We start from the raw sequence: 21,404 nt of genomic DNA, 5'->3' as shown, positions 1-21,404 counted from the left end.
TCACGGAGGATTAGACAATGAAAAAAAAGATTTGGACCGCATTTATTTTATTACTCATTTTTACGGTAACAACAGCTTGCGGAAGCTCAAGCAGTTCAATAGAGAAGGATGAAACCATTACGGTCGGCACCAAGTATCATACAGAATCTTATTTGCTGTCTAAAATTACGGCTCTCTATCTCAAAGACAAGGGATACAAAGTAGAAGAGGCCGGACAGATGGGCGGACAGCTTTCAAGACAAGCCCTCGAAAAGAATCAGATTGACCTGTATTGGGACTATACCGGTACAGCTCTTGTAAACTACTTAAAAGAAAAACCTATTTCAGATCCTGAAAAATCCTATAACTTGCTTTCAGAACTCGATAAAGACAAAAATGCCATTGAATGGTTTGCCCCTGCTGCCTTTAACAATACGTTCTCCCTTTTAGTCAAAAAAGAAAAAGCAAAAGAACTTGGCTTGGAATCAATCAGTGACCTGGCTGCCTATATAAACAAAAACCCTGGAACACTCACCTTTGGATCAAACGCAGAGTTTACAGGACGGAAAGATGACGGATTAGACGCAGTGGAAAAAGTTTACGGATTTGAATTCGGAGCTGAAAACGTCAAGAAAATGGAAACCGGCCTTCCTATTCAGGCTTTGGATAAGGAAGATGTTGATGTAGCTGTTGCTTATTCTACAGACGGAAGAATAAAGGCATACGATCTAATAAACCTGAAAGACGATAAAGTATTCTTCCCAGCTTACAACGGAGCCATTACGACCCGGGAAGATATTCTAAAGCAGCACCCTAAGCTGAAAGAAGAATTGCAGCCTATCGTTGAAAAACTGGACGATCCAACCATTACAGATTTGAATTACCAAGTTGATTTTAAGAAGAAAAGTGTCGACGAAGTGGCAAAAGCATGGCTTGTAGAAAACAAATTAATAAAATCATAAGCATGAGAGGGTGCCCAAGAATTATGTTCTTGGGCACCTTTTTGCACTGTAAAAGCACAGTGCGATATATCCTCTACACCTCAATAATCTTATTGGGAACAGGAGAAGAGAGGTTCATCGTGGTAAGAGGTTCGCTCCATAGGTGAATCAATAGATCCTTACCTATTCTGACGTGCTGCATATCAACTAAGGATTATAGTACCAGTTAAAAGGTCGGACTATATTAAATTATTTTTATATTATTTTTATTGCGAACATAACTATAGTTATGTTTAACTTATCATTATAAGTCTAAAGGACTAAATACGGATAATTCTTTTAAATTAAGGGGCAGAAAATGAAAAAAGGATTTCTCATTTTATTGGTAACAATTTTCCTGTTGATTGCGTTTTTAAATCAGGCTGCATATGCATCTTCAAAGAAGGTAATGAGCAACGCTGGGAATCCAGTTGCCGTCTTTTACGTACCTCACCAGGATGATGAACTTTTAACATTCGGAGTCGGAATATTAAATCACATTGAGAGCGGATACGATGTTCACTTGGTCCTGTATACAGATGGACAGGCATCTAATGTTTTTAAACAGATGAAGATTGAGCCAGAGCAATTTGGCAAGATCAGAGACAAGGAATTTAAGAGGTCGGCTAAATCATTGGGAGTTCATATGAACAATCTTCATTTTATTGACCTGCCAGATGGGAAAGTAACAACGGAGAATATGAGGGAGATTATTTTAACCTACGAGAAGAAGTTTCCGGGAGCATTGCACCGGGGATTTTCCTATTATGATTTACATAACGATCATAGAGTAGCTGGAGAAGCATTAAATGACCTGTATAATGAAGGGGAAATCAGCAAGGATACGAGATTGTATATTAATTACGGCTATTACACTACTCAGGGTACAGAAGACCCAATGAGTGATAGATTCCGGAAAAAGCTGCTTAATGCCAGTAAAGCCTACAAGGTGAATAATCCGCGTTTTGGTTTTCATGCAATCGGTTGGAAATCTGCCAAACCATTATTTTTAAACCTTGAGAGAAATCCGAAGAGCGTATATCATTCTCCGAATTACGTAGAGGAATAAGCAAAAAAGCGTGCAGGATTTTGAGCTGCATGCTTTTTTGTTTTCCTTCTGCTAAAAAGAGCCCTGATTCTTCAACAGGGCTCTCACTCATTATTATTGAAACAGTTTTGCAACCGTGCTGTCAGGCAGTGCTTTTTCTCCGCCAACAACTTGATATCCTTCAACTAAATCAGAAATAGAACTGAACAGTCTCTTTTGTTGTTGTTTTTGGCTCGTTTGAATCTGTCAGAATTACACTGTTGAATAGGCCTGCTGCAAGTGCAGAAGCAGACTGGGCATCGGCAGCAATCGTTATTCAACAAACACCCAAATAGTAGATTCTGAGGTTGAAAAAGAAATTTTTGAATATAGACAAATGATGATACATATCACTACTCTCTTTCCGGATAAATTTAAGGCACTTTATACGGCACACGGGTTTAAGCCACAATTCATTCAACTTCTATTTCCCTTCTCCGCTCCATATACCACTTGTATAGCGAGGCAGCCATCTCCAACGGCACATCACTGACACCGGCATGACGGACCGGCTTAGCCCGGTTGATGGTTCCGATCGATGCGAGGCCGGCCATTTTCTGCAAGATGTTCCGGGTTACTTTTACTTCAATGATTTTATCTCGTTTGGAAACGAATAAACACGTAGTCAGACTGCCGGTTTTGAATTGGACGAAGCGATCGTTCAACGTGTAGCGTGTATTTAAAAAGTCGAGCACCCTTATTCCTTTGATCGTGATGAACAGGACAGCGGATAATATCCACCAAGCTTGTTCCATACCAAGAACGGCCGGTTTGAAATAAAAGAGGGCGGCCGTTGCTGTGATCCAAATCCAGCTCGGCTTAAACATACGGACCCAAAGGGATTTGACTGGCAGGCGAGTCATCTTTGATGTTACCTCATAAGTAGGCAAAATTTCAGATATCATTTCATATGCCCTTTTAACAGGCAAAAATGGATAGAGAGAATTTATCTCAAGGGTATCTTCGCCAAGACTCAGACTGCCTGCACTTATCAGTTTTACTTCTGCAAGTCCTAGCAAGCGTTTCATGATGGATTGATTGATTTCGATCGCCTGCACCTTATCTTTGGATATGGAAAAGGTCGTTTCTTCGATGATACCTTTCGTAATGTAGATGCGTTCATTGTCTGAAGAGATGTGATATTTCCCGTATTTTAAGAATGTCCGCACAATGCCGAAAACTGCTGAAGCAGCAACGAGTATGATGGTGATGACTATAACCAGCCATGCTGAGCTCATGACAGCAGAGAATAGACCTTCTGCTTCTTCTTTCACATGAAAAATCTCATCGATTTTAAAATAAAAAGAGCCGATTATAGGAACAAGCACCAAAAAGCTAAGTGATGTGAAGGATGCTTTTAAAATGGACAATTTGGAAGGTTTAAAATGAGTGGTTCGATTCAAACTCACTCTTTCCGTTTCTTTTTGAGAAGATAATTCGATATTGGCAACGTCAGGAGAGACCGTGGTCGGCCCGCTGTGATCTGCCCTTGCTATATGGGCTTGGATTCGTTCTGAATCTAATTGAGAAATCACTTCAAATTTTACCCCAGCTTCCTCCCCTGTCATTCCCGTTTCAAAACTGGTCGACGTTACATGGAACATCCTGTGAAATAAAGAGGTATGCCGATTCACATTTTGAATGCTCGAAAAGGGGATGGTTCGCTCTGATTTACTGAAAATCCCATTATAAAGGTGAAAAGATTGATCATCCAGTTTGTATTTGTGAGTAAACCACTTCAAGATGATGGAAATAAAGATGATTCCAAAGACCGCGAAAAAAAGAAGCCTGCCATACTCTACAAAAGCAGATTCTGAATCAGCTTTAATTATGAACAAGTAAACAACAAAGAAAATGGAATTCTTGACCAGTTTCCATAAGCGAAAAAGAACAAGCAGTGGATGATATCGTGTCGTCTCTGTCATGATTCGATTTCCTTAATCTTTGCGTAACGGGCAATCTGATGTCTCAATGAAGCAGCTACCTCTTTGGAAAGAGCGGGAATTGTATGGGATGATCCCATCGTTTCAATAGAAATTGTGCAGAGTCCGTATCTTCTGAGTAACGGACCTTGTTTGGTTGCTACCGATTGGATTTTTGTCATTGGGACTAGCTGATGCTCTTCAAATAAGACGCCGGACTTTACTTGCAAAAACTCTTCATCTACATCGTAGCGCCAGTTTTTATACAGCAAAAACGGGTTGATGCATGACCAGACAGAACCTATTACAGAAATCACTGTTAAGCCGATCAGAATCCAGCCAATCCATTCTTTCCATGAAAAGCGGTAATCCAGGTAAAACAATAGTCCAAGGATCATGAATCCAATAAGGTTCGTGATTGCTTCACTAATAAGCCAAACTTTAACCGCATCCTTGGATAATCTTTTTTCAGGTGCATTCATTTGAGTATACATAAATAGTCACTTCCTAAATGTCTAAACTTTTTTGTTTTCAGGAGAAAAAACCTCTGCTTCCACTCCATTTCCACCATCATTCTATCTCTTTATTCTTATCCTCTTCGAAACACATCCTTATTTTTTACTTAATTCCTATTTTCTTCTAGTAAATACGTGAAGGCAGTCGGCTTATTCCATCTTTGAAGACGCTATCATATGAAGGCTTTTGTTCAAGAACCACTCTGTTTATGTCCTCATCTCTTTTGCTTGATGCTTTGTGAAATGAATCATCTGCAAAGCAGGATCCCAAAAATGCACTGCCCCCGTGTTTTTTACAATTTAAGGTAAGTTTAAGCCGTTGTTTGTTTTAGGTTAATTTTTTCGTTGTATGATGAAAAAAAAGGAGGATTATCATGATTGCCATTTGCAGAAGAGAATTTCTTAGCTTATTTAAAAGTATGAAGTCTGTCATTTTCATCCTGATTATAACCGGGATGACATTTTTGATAGGTGATGTAATGTCCGGCATTCCCCCTCAGGAACTAGAAGAACTCGGTCTTAAAAATGGATACATATCAGGCCTGATGTTTTTAATGTATTTTTTTGGACCGCTGTTTGTAACAAGTCTCTCTCACGACATCATCAATAGGGAAACCCAGAGCAGAACAATGAGATTTCTGATAACAAAAGTAAAACGGGATGACATTGTGCTCGGCAAGTTCTTTGGAATAACAGCTTTCTGGACTGCCTGTCTGTTTGCAGCACTGGTGCTGATTTCAATCTTTACTCAATCATTTTATCTTCTTCCTTTTATTGAAAACATCGTTTTCTTATCCTATTTCATCGCACTGAGCCTGCTGATGAGCATCATAATCGGCCGCCCTGCCCTGACGATGTTTTCAGGAATCATATTGAGCATAGCTCTGCCGGTAATCGGAATATGGGGCCTTGTGAGTGACAGCAATATGATCATTAATATCCTGAGTGTTTTTACGCCCTACTATTTCTTCAGTTTTACAGACACTCCGGCTCTCAGTTATTTAACGCTTATTTTAACCTTGCTTATGGTGATGGGATCGGTCATTATCTTCAGAAAGAGGGATTTTTAATGAACGTGATTGAAACGAAGTCTCTGACAAAGAAATATGGAGCAACTACAGTCGTTAACGACATTTCACTAACAATTGAAGCAGGAGAGATTTTTGGATTTCTTGGCACAAATGGCGCCGGTAAATCAACATTTATTAATATGATAACTGGCATCATCCTGCCTACTTCCGGTGAATACAAGCTTCTCGGTTCAGGCATGGACGAGATAGAAAAAATGAAAGACAAAATTGGCGTCCTTCCTGATTATTCATCCTTTTATGATGACCTATCCCCTTTGCAGCACCTGGAGTTTTATTCGAGCATCCTTAAGACGAAAAAAAGCAAAGCTGATCTACTCCATCTGCTGAATCGCGTCGGTTTAAGCGAGGCGGCTCACAGAAAAACCAAGAAATTTTCTTTCGGGATGAAAAAAAAGCTGGGAATTGCGCAGGCCCTCATTAATGATCCTGACCTTATCTTTCTGGACGAACCAACCTCAGGTGTAGATGCGGAATCCATCCTTGACATACACTCCCTGATTCTTGAACTCCATAAAGAAGGAAAAACCATTTTCATGACGTCCCATAATCTTGACGAGGTAGAAAAAATCTGCACAAAAATCGGCATTATGAGAGACGGCACTATCAGCAGTCTTGGTTCGATGGACCAGCTGAAAAAGCAGCATCAAAAAGCGTACAGAGTATCAATCAAACTAAGGCAGGATATAGGCAGCAAAAAGACCGTGCTGAAGAAAGTCCTTTCAGGCATGGCTGATGATATTGTGTATACGAATGAATATGTCCATTTTACAGTAGCAGAAGAACATAAAATTTCAGCCGTCATCCGTGCCATGATTATCTCTGATCTTGATATCTTACGTGTTGAAGTAGAGGAGCCCACTCTTCAGGATATCTTTCTTCGTAAGGAACAGAGCGTTGTTTAGGGGGATAATTGCCCAATGAAATGCTTTTTTCTATAAAAAATAAAAAATGACACTTAAAAAAGCCCTGATTCTTAATCAGGGCTCTCACTCATTCTTATTGAAACAGTTTCGCAACCGTGCTGTCAGGCAGTGCTTTTACTCCGCCGACAATTTCATATTCTTCAACCAGATCAGAATAATACTGAACAGTCTCTTTTGTCGTTGTTTTTGGCTCATTTGGATCAGTTAGAATGATACCGTTCGACCAGCCTGCTGCAAGTGCAGAAGCAGACAGGGCATCAGGGAAATCAGCGCCAGTAGCGATGAACGGATAGTCCATGTCATAGATTCCTTCCTCAAATGCATAATCTACAATCTGAGTGTTTGTTGTATAACGGTTGCTTCCGCCAAGTCTGGTCATATCCGGAAGGGATGCAGCTGCTTTAGCAGAAACGACTGAAGATCCGCCCGCAACAATGGAGTAGTCGGCACCAGCTGTTTTCACATACGTCTTAACAACGCCCGGAAGATCAGCGCTGCGCGTTAGAAGAATTGGAGCTCCAATGATTCCTGCAACAGGAGCGATGGAAAGGGCATCCGGATAATTTTCACCAGAAGCTACAACGATTCCGCCATCAACTCCTACTTCTTTTGCCACTTTTACAGATGTTTCGTATCTGTCATTTCCAGCGATTCGGACAATTGTTTTTACTCCGTTATTTTTCAGTTGAGTTTCAACATCAGCTGAAATAACGCCAGTTCCGCCAATCAGATAAACCTTTGTAACGCCAAGGTCTTTTAATTTTGCCAGCACTTTTGTTGGTACAGCCTTTGTGTCTGTAAGAAGAAGCGGTGCCTCGTGCTTCACAGCAAGCGGAGTAGCACTCAGCGCATCCGGATAATTTCTTCCAGTGGCAAGAACAGCCACCTCTGACTCAAGCCACTCATCAGCAAGCGCCACTGATGTGTCAAAGCGGTTTTCTCCCGCATAGCGGTAAGTAGGTGCTGTTTCATCTGCACTTACTTGAGCAAACGGAAGGCTTAGAGCAAATAACGCAGATAGTACAATCGTTTTTTTCATGTAAAGATCCCCCTGTATAGTCTATCAAACTTCTTAATTATACTTTTTTACCGGGTAAAATGTAATACAATAAATTGCAATATCTTACATAAAAAGTCTAAAATTTTTCGACAAATCCCACCCTTTACAACCTTCCTTCTTTTGGATAAAATGAGAACAAATGAAAAGCGATGAGAAGGAAAAGTACATGCAGGGACACCTCCAAAGAGAGCTTCGGCAGCTGAAAAGAAGCGTGGCAGCCCGCACGGAAAATGACCTTTGAGCTTCACACCGAACGTGCACGTGCACAAGTAGACTGTGACGTGGTTGCCGACGTTACAACGGCATACGTATCAGGCTTTCACGCCCCGTACGGACAAAGGCAGGTCAATTGATCTGTAAACTAAGGTGGTACCGCGACTTCAAACCTCGTCCTTAGACTGTTTCAGTCTATGGACGGGGTTTTTTTGCGTGGAAAAGGAGGAAAAATGATGAGTATTTTTATTGGAGGAGCTTGGCCGTATGCAAATGGATCCCTGCATATCGGACATATTGCAAGTCTTTTGCCGGGAGATCTTCTGGCCCGTTATTACAGGCTGAAAGGAGAAAAGGTGCTTTATGTTTCGGGCAGTGACTGCAACGGAACACCTATTTCAATCAGAGCAAGGCAAGAGAACGTGGACGCAGCTGTTATTGCAGACCGCTACCACCGGGAATTTTCTGATTGTTTTACAAAACTTGGATTTACTTATGACTGTTATACAAGAACGGATTCGCCGCATCACCACAGGACTGTCCAGGAAATTTTCCTGTCCCTGCTTGAGAACGGGGCTCTTTACGAAAAAGAAACCCGTCAGGCATACTGCGGACATTGTGAACAGTTTCTGCCCGACAGGTATGTGGAAGGCGTTTGTCCCTCCTGTTCATCGCGGGCCCGGGGAGATCAGTGCGACGCGTGCTCTGCCATTCTCGACCCGCTTGATCTGATTGACAAGGAATGCAAGCTTTGCGGGCATGAGCCTGAAGCCAGAGAAACCGCCCACTATTATTTCAGTCTTGCTTCCCTTCAGGGAGCGCTGGAAGAGTATGCTCTCGAAAAAGGTTCAAATTGGCGGGAAAATGCGGTGAATCTCACAAAACGATACCTGTCAGAAGGCCTTCAGGACAGGTGTGCCACACGCGACCTGCCGATTGGCGTACCGGTTCCGGTCAAAGGCTATGAAAAGAAAAAAATCTATGTCTGGATCGAGGCGGTATCAGGCTATTTATCTGCAAGCAGGTTCTGGGCGGAAGAAACCGGAGAGGACTGGAAGGACTTCTGGAAGGATGATGCTTCCTCCTACTACGTTCACGGCAAGGACAACATTCCGTTTCACACCATCATCTGGCCTGGTATCCTTACAGCTCTTGGCGGACTGAAACGGCCGGAGCGTATCATTTCCAGTGAATATGTAACTCTTGAAAAAAGAAAGCTGTCAACCAGCCAGAACTGGGCTGTCTGGGCGCCTGATCTTCTTGAACGCTATCATCCAGATTCCATCCGCTATTTTCTGACCATTAACGGTCCGGAAAAAAGAGACACCGATTTTTCGTGGAGAGAATTTATCCATTCTCACAACGGCGAGCTGCTCGGAGCCTTTGGGAATCTGGTAAACCGAACGTTAAAGTTTATAGAAAAGTCATTTGATGGAACCATAGCAGGATCAGCTGATCAAGCGATTGAACAGGAAATGAAGGCTATCTATCATCAGACAGGAGCCCTGATTGAAAGAGGTCAGTTCAAAGCCGCGCTTGAAACCATTTTCGCTTTAATCCGGCACCTGAATAAATACTTTGACGAAAAGAAACCATGGATCTCGGTCAAACAAGATAAAGAAGACTGCCAAAAAGTACTCTACACCTGTACACTGGCCATTGCCAACTTGTCGGTTATCCTGCAGCCTTTTCTGCCTTTTTCCTGCCTCAGGATACAGGAGACACTGAAGCTGTCAGCGGATGAATGGGCTTTTTTAGAGGAGCAGTCTTTTACTGTTCAGAATGTGAAACCGCTGTTTGAACGGATTGATCCGGAGAGGATTGTTGAGGAAACGGAAAAGCTTAAAAAGTGACATTCTCCGCAGCATAAAGGAGAATGGCGGCACTATTGTGTACGCTATCCTTTGAAAAGTGGCTACACTACGGAGAATGACGCCACAATTGGGGAAATCTTCACCTGGAAAGTGGCTGCACTACAGGGAATGGCACCACAAACATGGAAGCTTTCACATGAAAAGTGGCTGCACTACGGGGAGTATTGCCACAAACGTAGCAGCTTTCACATGAAAAGTGGCGACACTACGGGGAGTGGTGCCACAAACGTAGCTGCTTTCACATGAAAAGTGACGGCACTACGGGGAGTGGTGCCACAAATGGGGAAACTTCACCCGGAAAGTGGCAATACTCTGCGATCTTTCGATTACTTCTTCCGATTCTTCCCGCAAAAAAAGACCAACCCTAATGGATTGGCTTCTGCTGTAATTTATTATCGGCCCAGAACGGGGTGAAAAGATTGAGAGAGTCTAGACAGAAACTTCCCCTCTCAGCTTCTCCACCCCGTACCGTTTCATAAACTTTGCAAAATACTCCCGCTTTTTTCCGTTCGCGGCGTAAATATCAATAACTTTCTCTACAGCCTGATACAGCTGCCCGGGTGTGAGTCCTTCGAACAGCAGCGTGCCGGTCTGGGCATTCATGCCTTTTGCCCTGCCGCCGACGTACAGGTCGTAGGTATCTTTCATTTTAATCACGCCGATGTCGTTTACGAGAGGCTCACCACAGGCATTCGGGCATCCGGTGTAGGCTGCTTTGAGCGGAAACGGGACCGGTTTTCCCTGTATTCTTTCGTTCAGTTCGATGGCGGTGGGCATTCCTTCTTCTTCAGCTCCTTTGCAGAAGTTGCAGGTGCGCAGGCTTTTGACAAAGCTGCCGACAGGATACCACTGCAGGCCGCAGAGCTGAAAGGCTGTTTTGGCTTCCTCCAGCCTGCTTTCAGGAATGTCGAGATAGAGCTGCTGAAAGGTTGTGAGCTCAAGTTCCTGGTCCTCTTCCATATAGGCGGCAAGCGTCAAAAGCTGCCTGGCGGTCAATTTGGCCCCGAAGCCGATTCCTCCATTCACCGCCAATTTAACGGTTTTTTCTTCTGTGATCAAAAGCTGCACACTCCCCCGTTTTCTTTTAAGTATACCTTTCTGTCAGAAAAGTGTGAACAACTATTACCGGGTTTGATAGCCTGACAGAAACGTTAAGATGGCATGGGCGGCAAGCCTGCTCGTCATATCTCTGAAGTCGACGGACGGATCAATCTCTACGATATCAAGGGCTTTCACCTGAGGCGTTTCTCCAAGAAAACGCATGGCTTCAATCAGCATCCTTGCATCCATTCCTCCGGGGCCAATCGCCGGACACCCGGGAGCAAACGCCTGGTCCATGACATCCATATCAAGGGATACGTAAATCTGGTCTGTTTCTTTGAGCAATTCGTGAACGGCTGCTTCTAAGATAGGCAGAATGCCGGTTTCATAGACATCCTGCATCGTATAAATGCGGACGCCATGCTGTTTTCCGTAATCCGTGTAGACTTTGCCATTAGAAAAATTGCGGATTCCGATTTGGTGGAGATGCTTCCCTTCAAGGACGCCTTTTTCAATCAGCTGTCTGAAGGGTGTTCCGTTGGACGGGCCGCCATCTTCAAGGTTCCGGAGATCGTGGTGGGCATCAAACTGGATGATTCCCGCTTTGCCCCTTGCCTCTTTAAAGCTTTTAAAAAGAGGGGCGGTAACAGAATGATCGCCTCCAAGGAAGATTGTAAGAATGTCAGAGTGCCTGTTCAGGATGCCTGCTGCTGTTTCTTCAATTCGTCTGATCGAATCTGACAGGTCGGTCACATGCATGGTGATGTCCCCGAAATCTGTGATTGGCTGGATATCCATGTCATCCTGAATAGAATATGTCGTAAAAGCGTTCATCATTTTCCGGATTGTCTGCGGGGCAAAGGATGCTCCCGAGTGGCTGATTGACGGTTTTGACAGGGGGACTCCGATCAGCCCGATGCCTGAAGCGTCTCCCTCTTTCCATTTTTCGAGCAGCTTTCCGGCTTTTTTGATGCCTCTGTCTATGAATTCAGCCTCATGTGAAAGATAGGGAAGCCCGCTCATGACAATCCCCCTTTTCATACACGACAGCGCCTTTTTTTATCACGGTCCCAACATGGTTTACACCGAAATGGTAAGGAATGTACTCATAGTTATCTGCGTTCCAGATGACAAGGTCCGCCTGCTGCATCGGGGCAATCACGCCTCTCTGTCCGCCGAGACCAATGGCATGGGCGGCATTTACCGTGACCGCATTCCAGATTTCCTTCACTGTCATTTTGTACATGACGGCTGCAAATGACATGATCAGCTGCAGGTTTTCAGTTGGGCAGCTGCCTGGATTAAAATCTGTTGCAAGTGTCACCGCAACACCCTCATCAAGCATCTTCCGCGCCTTGGCATGATCCGGTTTGTTCAGGTAAAAAGAGGTTCCCGGAAGAAGACAGGCGATGACGCCGGTCTCTGCAAGACGCTTAATGCCCCCGTCTGACGCGCCTACCAGATGCTCTGCACTGACAGCACCGAGCTCTGCGGCGAGTTCTGCCCCGCCTAACGGGTCAATCTCGTCTGCATGAATCTTAAGCCCGAATCCCTTCTGTTTAGCCTTTGTTAAAAAGGCACGGGACTGTTCGATTGTGAACACGCCTGTTTCACAAAAGATATCAACAAACCGGGCCAGCTCTTCTTTTTCAATGACATCCAGCAGCTGAAGCATTTCGTCTAAGAACACCTGGGGCTGATCCTTGCGCTCTGCAGGAATAGCATGGGCGCCGAGAAAGGTGGAAACGACGTCGACAGGATGTTCCGCGTTTAGCTTTTTGGCTGTTCTCAGCTGTTTAAGCTCAGCATCGGCTTCAAGACCGTACCCGCTTTTCGCTTCAACCGTTGTCGTTCCGTATGACAGCATTTCATTCAGGTGTCCGGCTGCTTTTTTATATAGATCCGTTTCGGTTGCGGCTCTTGTTTTTTCCACGGTCGAAAGAATCCCCCCGCCCCGCTTCAGAATTTCAAGATAAGGAACCCCCTGCTGCTTGAGGCCCATCTCGTGCTCACGGGATCCTGCAAAGACAAGGTGGGTATGCGGGTCGATGAGACCGGGAGTGACGAGGCGGCCTCCGCAGTCAATCCGTTTGTCCGCCTCCCAGTCCGCTGCTGCAGATGCTGCTGCAATCTCTGCTATCTTGCCGTCTTTTACAGCGACTGACATGTTTTCACGTACAACGAGCTGATCCATTTCTTTCCCGCAGAGCGGTCCTTCTTTTCCATAATCCATTGTCAGAAGCTGGCCGATATTCTCAAGTATTAAGTCGAATTGCATAATGCCTCCTTCTATTCCTGCATCGGGATGCGGACATTGTGTTCTTTTGCAAAATCCTGAGCTTCCGCGTAGCCGGCATCTGCATGGCGGATGATGCCCATGCCGGGATCTGAAACGAGTACTCGCTCAAGTTTCTTCTTTGCTGTATCCGTCCCGTCCGCCACCACGACCATGCCTGAGTGGAGGGAATATCCCATGCCGACTCCTCCGCCGTGATGGAAGGAAACCCAGCTCGCCCCTGCAGATGTATTTACGAGCGCGTTCAATACGGCCCAGTCTCCAATGGCGTCGCTGCCGTCCTTCATCGCTTCTGTCTCCCGGTTCGGCGAGGCGACAGAGCCGCAGTCAAGGTGATCACGGCCAATGACAACCGGAGCCTTCAGTTCTCCTGTGCGGACCAGTTCGTTGATGGCGAGGCCCATCTTCACACGTTCTCCGTAGCCAAGCCAGCAGATCCGGGCAGGCAGCCCCTGAAATGCAACGTGTTCATGAGCCATGTTAATCCAGCGCTGCAGTGCTTCGTTTTCCGGGAACAGCTCTTTAATGAGCTCATCCGTCCGGTGGATATCAGCAGGATCTCCTGATAGAGCCGCCCATCTGAACGGACCTTTCCCTTCACAGAAAAGCGGCCGGATGTAGGCAGGAACAAACCCCGGGAATGCAAAAGCATCTTCCACTCCTTCATCTTTTGCCACCTGGCGGATGTTGTTGCCGTAGTCGAAAACGATCGTTCCCCGCTTTTGCAGCTCAATCATGCAGCGGACATGCTCCGCCATCGATGCCTTTGATTTTTGAACATAAAGGTCTGGATGGTCCTTTTTCAGCTGCAGTGCCTCATCTACCGTCATTCCATGCGGGAAATAGCCGTTCAGCGGATCATGGGCAGAGGTCTGGTCGGTCAGAACGTCAATTTTGACCTTTCTTGCCAGCACTTCCTGAAGCACATCCACGGCATTTGCCACAAGACCGATTGAAAGCGCGCGGCCTTCTGCCTTCGCTTCCTCCGCCCACTTCACCGCTTCGTCGAATGAATGTGTGAGCCTGTCGCAGTAATTGGTTTCAAGTCTTTTCTCAATTCTGCTTTGATCCGAATCTGCCGCAATGACGACGCCGCCGTTCATTGTGACAGCGAGCGGCTGCGCTCCTCCCATGCCTCCGAGTCCAGCCGTCAGCGTGATGGTTCCTTTCAGGCTTCCGCCGAAGTGCTCTTTGGCTACAGCTGAAAAGGTTTCATATGTTCCCTGGAGGATGCCCTGCGTGCCGATATAAATCCAGCTGCCAGCTGTCATCTGCCCGTACATCGTCAGCCCTTTTTGATCAAGCTCATGGAAGTTCTCCCAGTCTGCCCATTTCGGGACAAGAACGGAGTTTGAAAGAAGAACGCGCGGAGCATGCTCATGAGTTTTAAAAATCCCTACAGGCTTCCCTGACTGAATGAGCAGCGTCTCATCCCCCTCAAGCGATTTTAGCGAGCGGATAATACCGTCAAGCGCCTCCTTGTTTCTCGCTGCTTTTCCAATCCCGCCGTAAACAATTAAGTCTTCCGGTTTTTCCGCTACCTCAGGATCAAGGTTATTCATCAGCATCCGAAGAGCCGCTTCCTGCTCCCAGCCTTTGCATTCAAGCTCTGTTCCCCGTTTTGCCCCCGTAAATTTCAATGTCATGATACAATTTCCCCCTTTGTGTCGTTATGATTTTTTTCAAAACGCTTCATATTTGTTTTTTTCAGCAGGGCTGCCGCCGCCTCGATATCCTTTGAGAACACACGGTCCTTCGTGATTGCGGGGACAGCATTCCGGCCGTGAAAATAAAAGCGTCTCGTTGTCTCCGCCATTTTTTCAATTCCCCTGTAAGCCGCCGCTTCCATGGCGCAAATGAGTTCAATCGCAAGCACCCTCCGCACGTTTTGGATGATCTGATGGGCATGCCTTGATGCAATGGTTCCCATGCTGACGTGATCCTCCTGATTCGCCGATGAAGGGATGGAATCAACGCTTGCCGGGTGGGCAAGTGTTTTATTTTCAGAAACAAGAGATGCCGCACAGTACTGCATGATCATGGCACCGGACTGAAGACCCGGCATCGGACTCAGGAACGGCGGGAGGTCATTCAGCTGCGGATTGACGAGGCGCTCGATTCTCCGTTCTGAAATATTCGCAAGCTCAGCCATTCCCACTTTTAAAAAGTCCATCGCAAACGCAATCGGCTGTCCGTGGAAATTGCCGCCGGAAAGCACTTTTCTGCCTTCATCAAAAATGAGCGGATTATCTGTTGCTGCATTCATTTCAATTTCAAGCTTCTCTTTTACGTATGAAAGCACCTGAAGGCTTGCTCCGTGTACCTGGGGAATGCATCTTAGCGAATAGGCATCCTGCACCCTAAGCTCTCCTTGATGCGTCACAAGAAAACTGCCGTTTAAGATGCCTCTAATACGCTCGGCTACTTCCGTCTGCTCCTTATAGCCCCTGGCAAGATGAATGTCTTCATCAAAAGCGTCAATGATTCCCCTTAATCCTTCCAGTGTCATGGACGCAATGTAATCCGCCTGAAAGGCGACTGATTCTGCTTCAATGTAATTGACAAGCCCCATTGCCGTCATGGCCTGTGTGCCGTTAATGAGAGCGAGGCCCTCTTTTGCCTGAAGAGTGACAGGTTCCAGACCTGCTTTATGAAAAGCTTCAGCTGTCACCATTTGCTTCTCCTGATAAAGGACCTCTCCTTCTCCTGCAAGCACAAGAGCCATGTGGGAAAGCGGAGCGAGATCCCCGCTTGCGCCCAGTGACCCCTGCTGCGGCACAACAGGGTGAATTTGCTTGTTGAGAAGTTCTGCAAGCAGCTCCAGCACTTCTTTCCGCACGCCTGAAAAACCTTTCAAAAGGGCATTGAGCCTGAGCAGCAGCATGCCTCTTGACACTTCTTCGGGAAAAGGATCCCCGACACCGCAGGCGTGGCTTCTGATCAGGTTGATCTGCAGTTCTTCCACATGTTCCGCATCAATCAGCACATCGCTGAACTTTCCGAATCCCGTATTAATGCCGTACACAACTTTTTTCTGCGCCACAATGGCGTCAACCGCTTTCCGGCTTTTATCGACTTTTCCCCATACATGCTGAGGTATATGCACTGCTTCTTTGTCATAGATAATCTTTCTGGCTGCTTCAATTGTTAAGGAATGTCCCGTTAATTCAATCATACCGCTGCTCCTTTTATAGAAAAATGACAAACAAAAAGGAGGCCATACCAATAGAAACACAAACGTGTTTTCTACTGATACAGCCCCCTGCTATCTCATAACTATGGGCGCATCTTATATGTGGTTAATTCCAAGCCCCATTGCCTCATGCTCGGAGCCTTTCACCGGCGCACCGATGGTCCCGTACAATGCAATGGCAATCCATTCGCCTTCTGTTTCTGCATCGTACGGTTTGCCTCTGACAACCGCAAACCTAAGACCGACTGTCCTGAGCACGCTTCCGAGCTGAATCTGGCCGCGAGTCACACCATGAAGCGCTTCCATAATCGCATGGTACAAAGCATGCGTTTCGCGGTATCCGTCGGGCGAAATCACGCCAGAACGCTTCGCTGCCGTTTCAATGGCCGCCACTACTTTCTGCGTCTCCATTGATCCTGTCTTGCCAAGGCAAAATTGAAATCCCTGTTCTTTCAGCTTTTCTCCGTACAGCTGCTCCTCTTCTTCAAGCAGAACAAACTGCATGGCATTTTTTCCGATACGGTGATCTGGCTGTATGCTCATACGTCATTTCTCACTTCGTACTGAATTTTCTGATAAACTAGTGTCTACCGTTAGTTTATGATTGAATGTGAAAAGTGTCAAGGGGTTAATTTGTGTCTGATCCGGCACTGCTGAAACGGATCGAGAGAATGACTTTTGCAATTGCCCAGCTGCCCAAATGAACAAATAGGAGCAGAGAAAGCATCATCGCAGGGCTCAAATCCACTCCGAAAAGCAGAAGGGTGAAGAAAAAATAGATGGCAATCATCGTAAAGATCCATGCGACTGACCGTGATTTCTGTTCGATGAAGTGAAAAACTTCATCCACTCCCCTTTTTTTCTTCGCAAAATAAAGACCAATCCACCAGGCCATAAGACCCGCTGCCATGCCTCCGTATAACCCGATAAAAGCCCCAGCTGATTCCATCAAACCTCTCCCCCATCCTCAAAAATAAAAATCTCTTCAATTCTGCACGTAAACGAATTGGCAATCTTAAACGCGAGTTCTAAAGACGGATTGTATTTTCCAGATTCAATCGCAATAATCGATTGTCTTGAAACGCCAACCTGAACCGACAGCTGTTCCTGAGTCATTCCTTTTTCTGTGCGCATTTCCCTGATTCTGTTTTTCATGTTCATCCACCTTGTAAAGCTTCCTTTACGTTAAGTTTACTTTACATGGAATAAAAAGTAAATCTTTTTCCAGCTCAACAGAAAAACAGAAGAGAAGCATACGCCCCTCTTCCTGCTTCCCATTCTTCTGATTACCTCAATCCGTATGCCTTAATCACATCCTGCGTAATTTTATTGCCGGCATCATCCCAGGCAGATGCCCTTAGTGAAACATGTTTGCTGTTTTTTGAATTGTTGATTTTAGCGGTCCATTTATTCTCTGCTGTTTGCTCAAGTTTTACTGTCTTCCAAGACTTTCCTTCATTGAAAGAAACTTCGAGCGCAGCACCTTGCAATTTTCCGTATCCTTCAACTCCATCCAGTTTTACTGCAGACAGTTCCAGGTTCGTTGATGGTGCGGCCAATGCATCGCCGTACATATCCGTTTCAACGTTGTAGTCAAGAGAGTAGAACGGAAGGAGTACTTTGAAATCTTTTCCTTTTTCAGACCAGAACGTCCACTCCGAATGCGTGCTTACGGACGTATCCCAGCGGTTTGAATCACGCTTTGCGTCAGTAACTAAGCGATATTGTTTTCTTTCTTCTGATATGCCGCTTGATACATTCATTGCCTGTCCTTTTCCTTCTTTAATCAGTGTGTCCCCTTGATAAAGCTTAAGTGTTTGTGTATTTTGAGCGATGTCATATTCCGAGCCGCCGGTTGATCCAGTTCCCGAATCTGCGAGGGCAGGAATGTTGAACTGAAGTACGTTCCCCTGACGGTTAGGTGTCCAGTAGCCGACTCCAAGCCGCGGACGGACAACCGGAGAGAACCACTCTTCGTTGAGTCTTTCGCCTTCTTCATACGTAACAGCCGGCTGACGGACCTCCCATGGACTGTCAAGAACTCTTGCCTGATGATACCAGCGCGTCCCTTCAACTGCTGAGACCCACTCGGTTCGAACAGAAGGAAACTGCATTTTATACAAGAAACCTACCGCTCTGAATGTATGCGGACGCAGGTCAAAACGGAATTCTCCGCCAGGAGTTTCCTGATCAGACTTGTAGCGTGCATCAATTTTTACAAGCTCACGCGTAGAAGGAGCATAAGTGAGATCCTTAGGAATATGTTCACCATGAACGTCCATTAAATCATAGACATATGGCGTGTTCGGCTCACCTTCAACAAACAGCTTCAGGTTGCCTGAACGTGCAGCCTTTATCACCTTGTCTCCTTCACTTTTGCTGATGCCGGCAACAGCAAGGGGAATGTCTGTATAATCCGGATTTCCTGCATATACGCTGAACTCCGTATTTTCATAGTTGACGATGATTAACAGCTTAGCTCCTGCTGCGTGTGCGGCAACAGCCTGCTGTGAAGGAGTGACATCTGAGTTGCGGTCAACGACAACAGCTTTGCCTTTTGCGTTTAATCGCTCAAAATCAGTCTTGGATCCGTTGCCTGCATAAACTGTTGATAAGTTATATTTTCCATCAAGCAGCGTGCCGCCTGCTAAAGGAATATCATCGAGCACTTTATCTTTAAAGTGAATTTGAAGATAAGGCTTGATTAAACGCCAGCGGGTCAGCATTTCAAATTCTCCATTTTTGACTTTCTTTGTTGGAGCAGCATACAGTTTATCGATCCATACAGGTGCCAAGTACACATGGTTCATCGTTTTGCCGTCAAGAGACCTGTAGTATTCCAGGCGCTGGTAGCTTGGCTCTGTCTCTTTTGGTACATGCACTTTTATTTCGTTTGCTTTTCTGGCATCAAGTTCCAAGGTTTGCGGGCCATCCAGAACGATTTCAGGGTTTCCGACTAATGCAACCCCGCGGCGGTCTGTAGCTGTATCTACTTCCATCATGGACATAGCGGAGTATGTGCCAGGGCGCAAACGGAATTCCGCTTCTCCATTTACAGCAACGAACTCTGGAATCATATCCTTGTTAACAAGACCTACGTATGCAAGAGCCGGGTTGCCGCTGCGGTCTTTAGCTGTCATTTTCAACGTGTATTTTTCCTCTTCTTTCACCATACCCATTGCAGTATGAGCCACTTGTTTGCCGTTTTCCAATGCCGTTAAATGCCCTTCATACCTGCTTCCTGCTTCACCGAATTGCGGATCAAGCGTGACAGAAACGGTTTTTGTTCCTTTTGCGGGAATCGTGATTTCGTTTTCGGAGATCGTCAGCATACCCTCTGGTGCATTGTTCCCGTTTGTATTTTTGAAATCAGCCTGAAGCGTTAATGTGACAGCCGTGTCCAAATCATTTGTGTAGGTGACCGTTTTTTGAACAGGCTGTGCATCCGCGTTCGGCCATTTAAAGAAACCGAATGACAGAGGACCGGTTGCCCGGACTTTAGCTGCTGCAGCAGCCGGCAGATCAAGACGGCCTGTACCGATGTGATAAGGAGAATACGGCAATTTTTTAGTCGTGCTCATCAGTGCTTCTTTTAACTGAGTGCCGCTCCAGCCGGGATTCTTCTGCAAAAGAAGGGCTGCAGCACCGGCAACGTGCGGTGTAGCCATGGACGTTCCGTTTAAACTCTTATAAAAGCCGGTTCCTGCTGAAAGGCCTGAGCGTGCAGCAACGATGCCGACTCCCGGAGCTGACAGGTCAGGTTTCAGTCCCTTATCTCCGTATCGCGGTCCTTTAGATGTAAAGCCTGCGATCTTATCAGACTTATCAACCGCTCCAATTGTTAAGGCGGCATCTGCTGCTCCAGGTGACCCAATCGCCCCTTCCGCTGCATAGTTTCCTGCTGCGATGACAAAGAGCGTTCCTTTTTCTTCACTGATCCGGTTGACTGCCTGTGCCATTGGATCGGTTCCATCAGAAGGTTCAGAGCTTCCAAGACTCATATTCACGATTTTCGCGTTTTCAGCTGCCCATTCCATGCCGTCAATAATCCAGGAATCAAGACCGCTTCCTGAGTCATCAAGTACTTTGCCAACTACTAAACGGGCATCAGGGGCAACCCCTTTATTCTTCCCTTCAGAAGCAGCACCTGTTCCAAGAACGGTTGATGCAACATGTGTGCCATGACCGTGTTTGTCGTCTACCTGCTGGCCTGGAACAAAGCTTTTTGACGCCTCGATTTGGCCGGAGAAATCAGGATGGGCCGGGTCAATCCCCGTATCAAGCACAGCTACTTTTACGCCTTCCCCTGTAAACCCGGATTCCCATACTTGCGGAGCACCGATTTGCGGCACGCTCTGTGCAAGAGATGCTTCTACTTTTCCATCCAGCCAGATCTTTTCAATTCCCTTTTCAAACTCAGCTGTTTCCGGCTTCGCATTTTCTAAAGCCGCTGATTCCGGTGTGATATCTTTCCAGAAGGTATTTGCTTCTTTTTTCGATGCAGAAATCGCAGCCCCGTTTATACTTTCAAGTGTACGTACTGTTTTAGCTCCTTTTGGGTCTGATTTCACTTGAACTGCCCGCGCTTTCGTCTCTTCATATTCCACTATTACGGGAAGAGAAGTGAGACTCTTGTCGTCATAGCCATTTTCAATTAATTCCGTTACGTTAAATAGATTTTTGTCCAATTTATCAGCTGCCAAGTAAGGCATTGCCGAATTTGGAATCACGAACGTTTCTTCACCGATGGTCATGACCTGTGCTCCTGCACCATTTTGATCGGCAGGCTCCACATTGATTGCACTTTTGCCGTCACCAATCTCTTGAACCGTTACCACATCACCTGTAATAAGGGTGATTTTGTGCTCGCCCTTACCCGCTGCTGCATGAACGATGGCAGAAGATTGATTCGTTTTTTCGACACTTGTCTGATCAACAGCTTTGACGCTGCTGAACGTTGAGGAAAGCATAACGGCAGATACAGATGTTGCGATTAGCGACTTTAAAACAGATTTTTTCACCAAACATCCCCCTAAAAAAATTAAATTGGTTCCCTGCGCTCATCTGGATGCAATAGACTTGAAAAGAATGTGATCACATAAGATGATTTGAATAAGTTACTAGAATTGTATATTGCCGGACTGGAAGGTACAATCGGGGTTATTAAGCGGACTTTGAGACCTATTTATCATCAAAATTGAGAGGTATTTGAATAAAAACAGCAGGTATC

Annotated in this window: 17 protein-coding genes and 1 other annotated feature; of the genes, 5 read left to right on the top strand and 12 right to left on the bottom strand. The window is 45.7% G+C overall.

Features of this window, described 5'->3' with window-relative positions; translation table 11 throughout:
* The first annotated feature begins 17 nt into the window (after positions 1-17).
* Both MHB63_11690 and MHB63_11685 read left to right on the top strand, forming a co-directional pair.
* On the top strand, positions 18-941 hold the full coding sequence (locus MHB63_11690; protein ID MEK3807194.1) for a glycine betaine ABC transporter substrate-binding protein: 924 nt from the start codon (positions 18-20) through the stop codon (positions 939-941).
* Positions 942-1,278: 337 nt separating this feature from the next.
* The gene (locus MHB63_11685; GenBank protein MEK3807193.1) at positions 1,279-2,028 is read left to right on the top strand and encodes a PIG-L family deacetylase; all 750 of its coding nucleotides are present in this window, start codon (positions 1,279-1,281) and stop codon (positions 2,026-2,028) included.
* Between the two features lie 431 nt (positions 2,029-2,459).
* Here MHB63_11685 and MHB63_11680 read toward each other — a convergent pair whose 3' ends face one another.
* Positions 2,460-3,971, bottom strand: a complete 1,512-nt coding sequence (locus MHB63_11680; GenBank protein ID MEK3807192.1) for a PH domain-containing protein — start codon at positions 3,969-3,971, stop codon at positions 2,460-2,462.
* Positions 3,968-4,462 carry a PH domain-containing protein gene (locus tag MHB63_11675; protein MEK3807191.1) on the bottom strand — a complete coding sequence of 165 codons (495 nt, stop codon included), beginning with the start codon at positions 4,460-4,462 and terminating at the stop codon, positions 3,968-3,970. The genes MHB63_11680 and MHB63_11675 overlap by 4 nt, the downstream gene beginning before the upstream one ends.
* A gap of 395 nt (positions 4,463-4,857) precedes the next feature.
* Here MHB63_11675 and MHB63_11670 point away from each other — a divergent pair, with 395 nt between their 5' ends.
* The gene (locus tag MHB63_11670) at positions 4,858-5,553 is read left to right on the top strand and encodes an ABC transporter permease (protein MEK3807190.1); all 696 of its coding nucleotides are present in this window, start codon (positions 4,858-4,860) and stop codon (positions 5,551-5,553) included.
* A complete protein-coding gene (locus MHB63_11665) occupies positions 5,553-6,476 on the top strand; it encodes an ABC transporter ATP-binding protein (GenBank protein MEK3807189.1) in 924 nt (307 codons plus the stop codon). The genes MHB63_11670 and MHB63_11665 overlap by 1 nt, the downstream gene beginning before the upstream one ends.
* A gap of 94 nt (positions 6,477-6,570) precedes the next feature.
* Here MHB63_11665 and MHB63_11660 read toward each other — a convergent pair whose 3' ends face one another.
* Entirely contained in the window at positions 6,571-7,536 is a 966-nt protein-coding gene (locus MHB63_11660; protein ID MEK3807188.1) for a cell wall-binding repeat-containing protein, read from the bottom strand.
* 161 nt (positions 7,537-7,697) lie between these two features.
* Positions 7,698-7,955: a binding site (T-box leader), on the top strand.
* A gap of 51 nt (positions 7,956-8,006) precedes the next feature.
* On the opposite strand from MHB63_11660, the gene metG reads away from it, so the two are divergent.
* Positions 8,007-9,623, top strand: coding sequence for a methionine--tRNA ligase (gene metG, locus MHB63_11655; GenBank protein MEK3807187.1), 1,617 nt, complete (start codon positions 8,007-8,009; stop codon positions 9,621-9,623).
* Positions 9,624-10,073: 450 nt separating this feature from the next.
* On the opposite strand, the gene MHB63_11650 is transcribed toward metG, so the two are convergent.
* From MHB63_11650 to MHB63_11610, 9 genes are all read right to left on the bottom strand, one after another.
* Positions 10,074-10,703: a nitrite reductase gene (locus MHB63_11650; GenBank protein MEK3807186.1), complete on the bottom strand. Its 630-nt coding sequence runs from the start codon at positions 10,701-10,703 to the stop codon at positions 10,074-10,076.
* Positions 10,704-10,766: 63 nt separating this feature from the next.
* Positions 10,767-11,708 (bottom strand): formimidoylglutamase, encoded by a 942-nt coding sequence (hutG, locus tag MHB63_11645; protein ID MEK3807185.1) that lies wholly within the window; start codon positions 11,706-11,708, stop codon positions 10,767-10,769.
* Complete coding sequence (gene hutI, locus MHB63_11640; GenBank protein MEK3807184.1) at positions 11,680-12,963, bottom strand: imidazolonepropionase; 1,284 nt, start codon at positions 12,961-12,963, stop codon at positions 11,680-11,682. The genes hutG and hutI overlap by 29 nt, the downstream gene beginning before the upstream one ends.
* An 11-nt stretch (positions 12,964-12,974) precedes the next feature.
* Positions 12,975-14,627 carry a urocanate hydratase gene (gene hutU, locus MHB63_11635; GenBank protein ID MEK3807183.1) on the bottom strand — a complete coding sequence of 551 codons (1,653 nt, stop codon included), beginning with the start codon at positions 14,625-14,627 and terminating at the stop codon, positions 12,975-12,977.
* Positions 14,624-16,156, bottom strand: a complete 1,533-nt coding sequence (gene hutH / locus MHB63_11630; GenBank protein MEK3807182.1) for a histidine ammonia-lyase — start codon at positions 16,154-16,156, stop codon at positions 14,624-14,626. The genes hutU and hutH overlap by 4 nt, the downstream gene beginning before the upstream one ends.
* 114 nt (positions 16,157-16,270) lie before the next feature.
* A complete protein-coding gene (gene hutP, locus MHB63_11625; GenBank protein MEK3807181.1) occupies positions 16,271-16,717 on the bottom strand; it encodes a hut operon transcriptional regulator HutP in 447 nt (148 codons plus the stop codon).
* An 85-nt stretch (positions 16,718-16,802) separates the two neighbouring features.
* A complete protein-coding gene (locus tag MHB63_11620; GenBank protein MEK3807180.1) occupies positions 16,803-17,123 on the bottom strand; it encodes a hypothetical protein in 321 nt (106 codons plus the stop codon).
* The gene (locus MHB63_11615) at positions 17,123-17,329 is read right to left on the bottom strand and encodes a helix-turn-helix transcriptional regulator (protein ID MEK3807179.1); all 207 of its coding nucleotides are present in this window, start codon (positions 17,327-17,329) and stop codon (positions 17,123-17,125) included. Before MHB63_11615 ends, MHB63_11620 begins: the two co-directional genes overlap by 1 nt.
* A 131-nt stretch (positions 17,330-17,460) precedes the next feature.
* Positions 17,461-21,195, bottom strand: a complete 3,735-nt coding sequence (locus tag MHB63_11610; protein ID MEK3807178.1) for a S8 family serine peptidase — start codon at positions 21,193-21,195, stop codon at positions 17,461-17,463.
* Positions 21,196-21,404 lie beyond the last annotated feature (209 nt).

It is taken from the genome of Bacillus sp. FSL H8-0547, assembly GCA_038002745.1.
Lineage (GTDB): Bacteria > Bacillota > Bacilli > Bacillales > Bacillaceae > Bacillus_P.
This window is presented reverse-complemented; position numbering and strand designations above follow the sequence as displayed.

Bases quoted from the DNA above. Each gene is read 5' to 3' on its own strand.
- MHB63_11665 (MEK3807189.1), top strand. From the start codon at position 5,553: ATGAACGTGATTGAAACGAAGTCTCTGACAAAGAAATATGGAGCAACT.
- MHB63_11675 (MEK3807191.1), bottom strand. From the start codon at position 4,462: ATGTATACTCAAATGAATGCACCTGAAAAAAGATTATCCAAGGATGCG.
- MHB63_11685 (MEK3807193.1), top strand. From the start codon at position 1,279: ATGAAAAAAGGATTTCTCATTTTATTGGTAACAATTTTCCTGTTGATT.
- MHB63_11615 (MEK3807179.1), bottom strand. From the start codon at position 17,329: ATGAAAAACAGAATCAGGGAAATGCGCACAGAAAAAGGAATGACTCAG.
- hutH (MEK3807182.1), bottom strand. From the start codon at position 16,156: ATGATTGAATTAACGGGACATTCCTTAACAATTGAAGCAGCCAGAAAG.
- MHB63_11660 (MEK3807188.1), bottom strand. From the start codon at position 7,536: ATGAAAAAAACGATTGTACTATCTGCGTTATTTGCTCTAAGCCTTCCG.
- MHB63_11680 (MEK3807192.1), bottom strand. From the start codon at position 3,971: ATGACAGAGACGACACGATATCATCCACTGCTTGTTCTTTTTCGCTTA.
- MHB63_11670 (MEK3807190.1), top strand. From the start codon at position 4,858: ATGATTGCCATTTGCAGAAGAGAATTTCTTAGCTTATTTAAAAGTATG.
- hutI (MEK3807184.1), bottom strand. From the start codon at position 12,963: ATGCAATTCGACTTAATACTTGAGAATATCGGCCAGCTTCTGACAATG.
- hutG (MEK3807185.1), bottom strand. From the start codon at position 11,708: ATGAGCGGGCTTCCCTATCTTTCACATGAGGCTGAATTCATAGACAGA.
- hutU (MEK3807183.1), bottom strand. From the start codon at position 14,627: ATGACATTGAAATTTACGGGGGCAAAACGGGGAACAGAGCTTGAATGC.
- hutP (MEK3807181.1), bottom strand. From the start codon at position 16,717: ATGAGCATACAGCCAGATCACCGTATCGGAAAAAATGCCATGCAGTTT.
- MHB63_11620 (MEK3807180.1), bottom strand. From the start codon at position 17,123: ATGGAATCAGCTGGGGCTTTTATCGGGTTATACGGAGGCATGGCAGCG.
- MHB63_11690 (MEK3807194.1), top strand. From the start codon at position 18: ATGAAAAAAAAGATTTGGACCGCATTTATTTTATTACTCATTTTTACG.
- metG (MEK3807187.1), top strand. From the start codon at position 8,007: ATGAGTATTTTTATTGGAGGAGCTTGGCCGTATGCAAATGGATCCCTG.